At 70.8% G+C, this 7,590-nt stretch carries 9 protein-coding genes; 2 read left to right on the plus strand and 7 right to left on the minus strand.

Features of this window, described 5'->3' with window-relative positions:
* Positions 1 to 776: 776 nt before the first annotated feature.
* The 6 genes from VR44_RS30950 to VR44_RS30970 all read right to left on the minus strand — a co-directional run bounded on the left by VR44_RS30950 (position 777) and on the right by VR44_RS30970 (position 5,092).
* The gene (locus tag VR44_RS30950; protein ID WP_045950938.1) at positions 777 to 971 is read right to left on the minus strand and encodes a hypothetical protein; all 195 of its coding nucleotides are present in this window, start codon (positions 969 to 971) and stop codon (positions 777 to 779) included.
* 30 nt (positions 972 to 1,001) lie between these two features.
* Positions 1,002 to 1,835, minus strand: a complete 834-nt coding sequence (locus tag VR44_RS30955) for a serine/threonine-protein kinase (protein WP_157880461.1) — start codon at positions 1,833 to 1,835, stop codon at positions 1,002 to 1,004.
* 202 nt (positions 1,836 to 2,037) lie between these two features.
* Positions 2,038 to 3,387 (minus strand): lipase family protein, encoded by a 1,350-nt coding sequence (locus tag VR44_RS30960; protein WP_052713912.1) that lies wholly within the window; start codon positions 3,385 to 3,387, stop codon positions 2,038 to 2,040.
* Positions 3,388 to 3,728: 341 nt separating this feature from the next.
* The gene (locus tag VR44_RS30965) at positions 3,729 to 4,262 is read right to left on the minus strand and encodes a hypothetical protein (protein ID WP_045950940.1); all 534 of its coding nucleotides are present in this window, start codon (positions 4,260 to 4,262) and stop codon (positions 3,729 to 3,731) included.
* A 48-nt stretch (positions 4,263 to 4,310) separates the two neighbouring features.
* Positions 4,311 to 4,643, minus strand: a complete 333-nt coding sequence (locus VR44_RS41575; RefSeq protein ID WP_052713913.1) for a hypothetical protein — start codon at positions 4,641 to 4,643, stop codon at positions 4,311 to 4,313.
* The gene (locus tag VR44_RS30970; RefSeq protein WP_052713914.1) at positions 4,640 to 5,092 is read right to left on the minus strand and encodes a hypothetical protein; all 453 of its coding nucleotides are present in this window, start codon (positions 5,090 to 5,092) and stop codon (positions 4,640 to 4,642) included. The genes VR44_RS41575 and VR44_RS30970 overlap by 4 nt, the downstream gene beginning before the upstream one ends.
* Positions 5,093 to 5,288: 196 nt before the next feature.
* On the opposite strand from VR44_RS30970, the gene VR44_RS30975 reads away from it, so the two are divergent.
* Entirely contained in the window at positions 5,289 to 5,753 is a 465-nt protein-coding gene (locus VR44_RS30975) for a hypothetical protein (protein WP_052713915.1), read from the plus strand.
* A gap of 203 nt (positions 5,754 to 5,956) precedes the next feature.
* A complete protein-coding gene (locus VR44_RS47740; RefSeq protein WP_157880462.1) occupies positions 5,957 to 6,676 on the plus strand; it encodes a hypothetical protein in 720 nt (239 codons plus the stop codon).
* Between the two features lie 409 nt (positions 6,677 to 7,085).
* Here VR44_RS47740 and VR44_RS30985 read toward each other — a convergent pair whose 3' ends face one another.
* Positions 7,086 to 7,430, minus strand: coding sequence for a hypothetical protein (locus VR44_RS30985; RefSeq protein WP_157880463.1), 345 nt, complete (start codon positions 7,428 to 7,430; stop codon positions 7,086 to 7,088).
* Positions 7,431 to 7,590: the final 160 nt, after the last annotated feature.

Below are 7,590 nucleotides of genomic sequence, written 5' to 3' on the forward strand. Positions count from 1 at the left end.
TGACACCACCAAGCCCATCAGAGCAAGCAGGGCCGTGGCAAGGCCACACCGGATCCTTAAGCGAATGCTCATGGGCGCCTCCTGCCCCTCTTCTTCCAGCATGCCGCGCCCGGCAGCACACGCAACCGGGGTTCAGCTACCACTCCTCGCACGGCCCCGGGTAGCGGCGGGGACGTCAGCGGGGGTGAAGACACCAGCCGACTCGACGTGCTGCGGATGGGATGGGCCCGCGTCGGCCGCCCGCCTCGGAGTCGGTCCCCGGGGGGGCGCCCGGCGCGGAACGCGGACCGGGGCGGCACGCGGTCAGCGGTCCTGGAAGGCGTCCGCTTCGTCGCAGTCGGCGTGCACAGGTTCGAAGGAACGTCCCGCGACAAGGAACACGACCGCTGCGGTGAACTTGGGCTGATCCAGCTCGGCTGGAAGTCGATCGACCCGGCCGCGGGGGCCCGCCGGTCTCCGCCTCCGGAGTGGCGGTGGAGTCGATCCAGGAGTCGATCCAGACGGGGCGGGTCCAAAGCGGTCATCACCCCTGAGGGCCGGGCCGCCGTCGAGGTTTCAAGGTCTCGGCCTGGGTAGAGCGCCGGGCAGGAGTAGTCCTGCGGGCGGGGCCGTCAGGGGGCCGTCGTCGAAGGATGGAGGCCTCGACCAGGTTGCCACGTCTCGCATGTCGACGACACCACCACCGAACTGTGCCGCATGAAACGTCACCGTGGCACCCGAGAACTTGGCGCGGTCGAAGGTGACCGTGCCGCTGGAGAACTTGGCGCGGTCGAAGTTCACTGTGCCGCCGGAGAACTTGGCGCCGTAGAGAACACCTGGCTGCCCGAGAAGGCGGCGCGGTCGAAGTTCACCACGTCGCTGGAGAACGTGGCTCCGCGCGCGGCCGCGGTGGCGGGGGTGGCGGTGGCCGTCCCCGCGAGGACGGCCAGGGCCGCCACGGCGGCCAGTGAGGGGAGTTGCCGGATGGTCATGGCCGGTCAATGCCGACGGGAGCCGCTCCGTCACGGCCCGAGGCCACAGCCACCCCTACGGACGACCCCGCCGCACGGATCTCCTATGCCGACGTCAGGTTCGGCGACCGGGTGCGCACGTGATCGTGCAGGCGGATCTCCCCGAGGGCGGCGAGCACCTCGGGCAGCCGGTCCGCCAGGGCGCCAGCGGCCTGGCGGACCGGTACCCGCGAGGGAGACCCACAGGGCGTGGGCGTTGCGGGCCGCCCGCAGCGTGTCGACCGTCGGCTGGGCACCGACGCCGTGTCGGCGAAGCGCGGCGGTGATCAGCAGGGCGAACCACTGCTGGCCCTCGCTTCTGTCGAACACCGAGGCCAGTACCGGGACGGCCTCGGCCGCGTCACCGGTGATCCGCCACAGGGCGAGCGCCAGGCCGAGGTCGGTGTCCAGCTCCGGCGTGGTGTCGCGGTCGGTGGTGCGGTGGAGCACCGTTCGTAGGGCCGGGGTGAGGCGGGCGGCCGCCGGGCCGAGGTCGGCCAGGGCGCGAGCGCCCTCGGCGCCGCCGCGTGCACCAGTGGCGAGTGCCGCCTCGGCGGCGGCGAACAGCCGGTCGGTCTCCCCGGTCAGTTCATGCAGTGCCTTCGCCACGAACAGGTTCCGAGCGTCAGCCCGCAGGGCGGTGGCGGCCTGCTCGCGCTGTTCCGGGCCGACGGCGACGGCGGTGATGGCGGTGGCGGCATACTGGAATTGGGGCAGGACGGCGCACAGTTCGGGCAATGCCCGGGCAGCCTGTGGGCCCCATCGCCGCAGCAGGTGGACCAGCCTGGCGGTGTCGTTGTGGTCCTCGGTCGGCGGGCAACCGCAGCTGGCAGCCCAGCCGTCCACCCTGTCAACGCGGCTGTAGCAGCGGCACGCTGTCTGTCGCGGCCTTGTGGGGGTGTTCACGAGCGGGGTTGACCTGTGCCGTCGCGGGCCTTTGAAGGTCGCTTCCCGTGCCCCTGGTGATCGTTTCCCGTGTTCCGGGTCCGGTGTCAGAGGTGGCCTCTAAGCGGTCCTGGCGGAGTTCGCTGCGGCCCCCGTCAGGTCCTCATCCGGCGGGGACCGTCTCGTCAGCCGCAAGTGAGTTGCCCTCGGGGATGCTGCCGCAGGAGGACGGGGCCTCCTTGCCGGCGAACCGGGCGCGCAGCCAGGCGAGCGCGGTGGGCACCGTGGCCGTGGGTGCGGTCAAGTGGCTGAGGACGTCGTACTGCTGGTACCAGACCGCGGCGTCGCCCTCGGCACAGTACTTCCGCGCCAGCGCCCGGGTGTCCCCGGCGACCGCGATGCCGTCGCCCGAGCCGATGCCCGCGATGTTGCTCGTGGTTCCCTCCAGGAAGCCGGCGTTGCCCTGACCGATGTAGCCGGGGACGGTCGGGGTCGGCGCCAGGCCGAGGTTGGACTTGTTGACGGCCTCGACGAGCTCGGGTACGGAGTTCGGGTTCGCGTACTCCGGCTTCGCCATCTTCTTCCACGTCAGACCGGGGTAGTGGCCCAGCGCGTCGGCGATCGAGGAGTGCTGGTGCTCGTCGACCAGCTGCTTGCCGTAGTCGTTCAGGTACTTCTTGAGGTCGAAGTCGTACGAACGCGCTTGCCCGATGAGCAACTCCGGGATGAGCCCGGACCACACCTGACTGCCTTCGATGTACCTGAGGATGTGCGAGGGCTTCACGAGCACCCCGCCCTCGGCGTATCCCACCAGGCGCTTGTTGACTTCAGGGGCGTACGTGGGCGCGAGGGAAGCGGCCCAGTTGGTCGCGACGGCACCGCCGGAGTAGCCCATGAGGCCGACGCGCGCATCGGGGCTGATGCCGGTCCGCGACTCCGCGCTGGAAGCGGCACGCAGGGAGTCCAGCGTGTTGTATCCGTACTCGCGGGAGGCCGTGAGGTGGGCGGCCTGCCCCTCGGTGTCAGGGAGGACGACGTCGTAGCCGGACAGCAGGAGCGGCGCCACGAGCGTGGACTCGCCGTTCGCGATCAAGCCGCCGGGCAGCCTGACGTTGCCCGCGACCGCCCGGGATGGACCGTCTTCGGGGTCGAGCGAGTCGTAGAACGACTGGTACGACACGACCTTGCGGCCGTCGCCACCGGGGCTGCGCAGCACGGAGGTCACGCCTGCGGACGGATGGCCCTGCGCGTCGGTGGTGCGGTAGAGCAGCTGCGTCGCCTGGAGGGGGGTCGCGATGCCCAGGACGTGGTACGGCAGCGTCCGGACCTTGAGCACGTCCCCGGGACTGTACGAGGACAGCGGCTTGCTGCCGTTGTAGGTGTAGAACGCGTCGCTCCCGGCAGTCGTCGACGAGGGCTGCTCCTGAACGCCGGACGCGGCAGCGGGCACGGCGGCGACGGCGAGGGCGACGACGCCCGTGATCGCAGCGTGCCACACTCTGCGTTTGCGCATGACTCTCCCAAACGGTGTAAGCGGATCAGAGAGATGACCGCTACGGCCCGAAGGGGCGAGTGGCCGAAGGTCGGTTCCGGCGCAACCTAACGCAGGCACAGGGCAGTTGGCCAGGGTGCGCCAGAGTCTTCAGGGGACGGACAGCGGCTGAGTCAGTGACCCCGCTCCGCCAATTCCTATGTGCCTCTGCCCCGTCGGAACGGTGCAGCGCCGGGGCCCTGGCTACCGACCGAGCGCGTCATGCCACGAGCGCGAGCCCTCGATTGGCACTTCACCCCAGCGCAGCCGCAGCCCCGGGGCCGGGGCCCGGTTCGTTCGCCGGGCCTCCGGCCACCGTCTGATCAGACCTCGGAGGCGACGCCTGCGGCGGAAGCGCTCCGGCTACGGGCCAGGTCTGCGCACCGGATTCCACCGCCCGGGTGCCACTCCAGGACCGGCTCGGCAGTCGCGCCGTGCTCTCCGCACCAGAGGACCGGGACGACACCGCCACAGGCGTGGCCCTTGCACGCGCAGGCCCCTCCTGATCCCGCGTACGCCAGCCTGTGGCGAACCACTCCGCCCGCCTGCCTGTCCGAGGCCGCGCCCCGGAGGGCGGCTGACCATGCCAGGGTCACCTTCAGCCCGCCCGATCCGGTCCGGAACCGGTCGATCACCCGGATTTCACCGGGCACCGCCGGTGAATCCGCGCCCGGCACGGTCGGCCGGCGCAGTGACGCTCCGAACGTTCCGGCCATCAGCTCTGCCAGCGCGTCGGCGTCGGCGTCGGTGGTCCAGCCCGAGAGCTGGTCCTCCTCCTCGGCGTTATCCGCCAGAGGCAGCCGCGGGCCGTCGAGGCGGAGCCTGGTCGGGCCTTCGGCGCCGTCCAGGAGCAGCATGGCCGGCGGGATCTGGGAAGGGATCTCGATCTTGTCGTGGTCGAGGAGTCAGGTGGCCACCGCGCGGCGGTCGAACTGCGGGTGCACGTCCGTCCCGCTCACCGGGTCCGGGAAGTCGGCGTGCCTACGGCTCCAGTTCACCACCGCCGCGCGACCCACCCGGGCGATCCTCGCCACCTCCGCCAGCAGCACCACGTCCCGCCCCGTGGTGACAGGCGCCAGGCCCGCGAGCGGCGAGCGGCGGCGCGCGGCCACGGTGCGCAGCGCCTCCCAGTCGACTCCGGACCGCAGGACGGGGAGCAGGGCAAGATCGGCCCCCGAGTACAGGGGGACCGTGGTCCAGCCGCCATGGGACTTGTAGTCGATCGTCACGGACGTCACCGGGAGATCCATCCGAGTCGGACGACCTGGTCGTAATCGACCCGGCGCACCCCAAGCCGGACTGCGGCCTGATCCGGGCCCAGGGGGACGTGGCGATCGAGTAGCGCCGGCAGGTCACGGCGGCGTGCGAGGGCGGCCAGCTGGTCCGGGTGGACGTCGGGGCACGCCGGGTCCCCTCCCAGCCAGGCCAACAGTCCGGCCTTCCTCAGGTGGCCGACCGCTGCAGCCGTCACCCGCGGCCGGCACCGCGGCAGCGGCTCGCCCAGGGCCTCGGTCAGCCGGTCCGCCGCCTGCCCTGCGCCCATCGGCCCGCGCAGGGCGGCGCGGACGCCTTCCGCGTCCGCCGGCGGGACGAGTCCGGACCCTGCCGCCCACCGCCCTGCGGCGATCGGGACTCCGAGCCTCCCGGCTGCCGCCTGCTCGTCGTAGAACTCGCGCTGCTTGCCCATCGCGAACTCTCACTGACCGCCGACACTCTCCCGCCCCCGGCCAACGCCGACTACGCCCTCTACGGCAGCCAGCGCGCTGCGGCCCGGTGGGCGGAAGGGGCACGTCAGGCTTTGTGGATCCCGCATTGCACCAGGTCAGGGGCACCCCTACGATGAGCCGCACCCAACTCCCAGAACCAACCCGGCGAGGACCCACGTGAACAAGAAGTCTGCTGAGCACTGCATATCCGTTGCCGCTCAGCTCTTCGCCCCGGGTGAGCGAGTCGAGCTGGTCGAGGTGGTCCAGGTAGGCAGGGTTTCGGCCAAGCGCCAGCTGGCCGCCTCGGTGGCCGTCGGCATCGCCTCGGCCGGTACGGCGCTGGTCGCGCTGAAACCCCGCGCCTACTTCCTGGTGCTGACCGATCAGCGGCTGTACCTCATCGACAACAACAACGGCCGGGTAGGCAAGGAAGTCGTCTCCGCCGTCTCCCGGGCGCAGATCTCGGCCGGGCCGCTCCAGAAGCACTTCCTCACGCTGTCGATGGAGGTCCAGATGACAGCGCCTATGCCCTGGCGTTTCAGCTGGGGCCGCGTCCAGTCGGACATGGCCAGACGCGTCGCCGCAGCTCTCGGTGCTCCCAGGACGGCCTCGCAAGCCCCCGCGGGCGGCCGCGCGCTCTGAGGCAGCCGTATGGTCGCGCTGGCCCCGAACATGGTGGCGGGCAGGTCGTGGACAGACGCTGCTGGCCCGGCCACAGGTGTCGGTCAAGCCAACAGCCTCTGGGCGAAGCAGTACACGCCGAGGTGCCAGATGTGTCAGCGGTCTGCGGCATGATGCTGGGTGTGACGGCCCAACTTCCGAGTCCGTCTTTGACAGGGGGCTTTGTGCACAAGCTGGTGGCAGATGAGGTAGGGGGCGCGGAGGATCCGCAGCTGCACTATGAGAGGTGGCAGTGGGGCGGAAGGCTGCCAAGCAAAAGGCTGCGCGGTGTCCGCGGGAGCAACGTCCTGGGTCTGCTCACCTTCGACAGTGACCTGGTGCACACCCTCGATGTCGCGGGACCCGAGGTCCAGCGTTCAGTGGCATTCCTCTCCGCACAGCGGGCGTGCGAGGCGGCGGGCCTGACCGATGTGGAGTGGGTCGCTCCGGCGCTCACCGCGTTGGCGCAGGGGCATCCACTACCGCCGCCCTTCGACGACGACGACCAGATGTGGGAGACCCTGCGATCCAGCTCCCTCGTAGCCGGTCCGACGGTGCTCGGGGCGATGCCCCCCGAGCGACCGCCGTACTTCCCCCCGCCGCCGGCGGGGTGGGCATGGGTCCCGTCCGCTGAGCAGAGAGACGATGGGGCGACGCACTACGAACTTGACCGGCTTCCGGGCAGCCGTACGCCGATGACGTCCGCCTCCTTGCTGGTGTACCACAGCACACCGGACGTCCGCGGACCGATCTCACAGCCGTACTTCGCTCTCCCCGCCGTGCTCGCTGCCGCTGAGCCCGATCCGCTCAAAGCGGCTCTGGACACGGTATGGCATGCGCTGCACACGCACGGCGAGCACTACCCCGAGCTGCTGAAGGAGATCTGGGCGGTCTGCTCCGTGTGAATGTGCGGGCTGGTGACAGCCGATACCCCAGCAAGCGCTCACCTCCCGGCAGCCAACCGGTCACCCCGTGACAGCAGCCCACCAGACCATATGCCTTCCCCACCAGCTGAGCCGCCCTCACCAGCGCTGACGCAACTCGCTGTCACGGACCCACCCATTCACAGCTGGAGACTCCGCAGGTCGCATGCCCGCGCGCCCCGGACTCTGCGCAGATTCAGTGGGTCCCTTCACCGACGTCAGGGAGTTGTCCGCCCGTACCGGCCATGACGGTGAGGCGGAAGCCACCGATGACGTCGAAACCGCCCCCAGCAGGATCCGGGGCAGACCCGGCGTGCCCTTCAGCCGCCCGTACCCTCCTCGGCCGACCGCTCCCACACCACCAGAGGAGCGGCCGGAGGAGGGCGCGGTTTCACTCCGTCACATGGCGGGCGAAGGCTGGCCCCCTCGAGTCGTCGCGCTTGCGCTCGGTCGTGGGCAGGCCGTACTCCCGAGTCTGCTCGTAGGTGAGCAGCACCCAGGTCACGGAGCTCCAGCAGCCCGTGCGCTCCACCCAGTCCCGCTCGATGTCCTCGCCCGAGCAGTCGGAGTCACCCACCACGGCAAGGCGCGCTCCGCAGTACTCCCGGTTGACGCGGTCGCGGACGACGTCGGCGTAGGACTGGGAGCTGAAGCCGCGGACCACGAGCACCGGGATGCCCGCGAACTCGAGCCAGCGCCGACAGGAGGCAGCAGAGCTGTTCGTGCCAGCGCGCAACGCCCCGGCACGCGCCCGCCGCGCCGCTACGCGCCCCATAGCGTCGCCTCATCAAGCCCCCGCAGTGAGAGGTAAGGACACCGTGCCCGCACTCAGGAACACCCTCACGTCCGCTCTGACCGCCACCGCCCTGGCCACAGGCCTCAGCCTCGGCGCGGCC

The organism is Streptomyces katrae (genome assembly GCF_000966975.1).
Lineage (GTDB): Bacteria > Actinomycetota > Actinomycetes > Streptomycetales > Streptomycetaceae > Streptomyces > Streptomyces katrae.

Coding starts and splice junctions, on each gene's coding strand:
- VR44_RS30950 (WP_045950938.1), bottom strand. CDS start 971: ATGACCATCCGGCAACTCCCCTCACTGGCCGCCGTGGCGGCCCTGGCC.
- VR44_RS30960 (WP_052713912.1), bottom strand. CDS start 3,387: ATGCGCAAACGCAGAGTGTGGCACGCTGCGATCACGGGCGTCGTCGCC.
- VR44_RS30970 (WP_052713914.1), bottom strand. CDS start 5,092: ATGGGCAAGCAGCGCGAGTTCTACGACGAGCAGGCGGCAGCCGGGAGG.
- VR44_RS30965 (WP_045950940.1), bottom strand. CDS start 4,262: ATGCTGCTCCTGGACGGCGCCGAAGGCCCGACCAGGCTCCGCCTCGAC.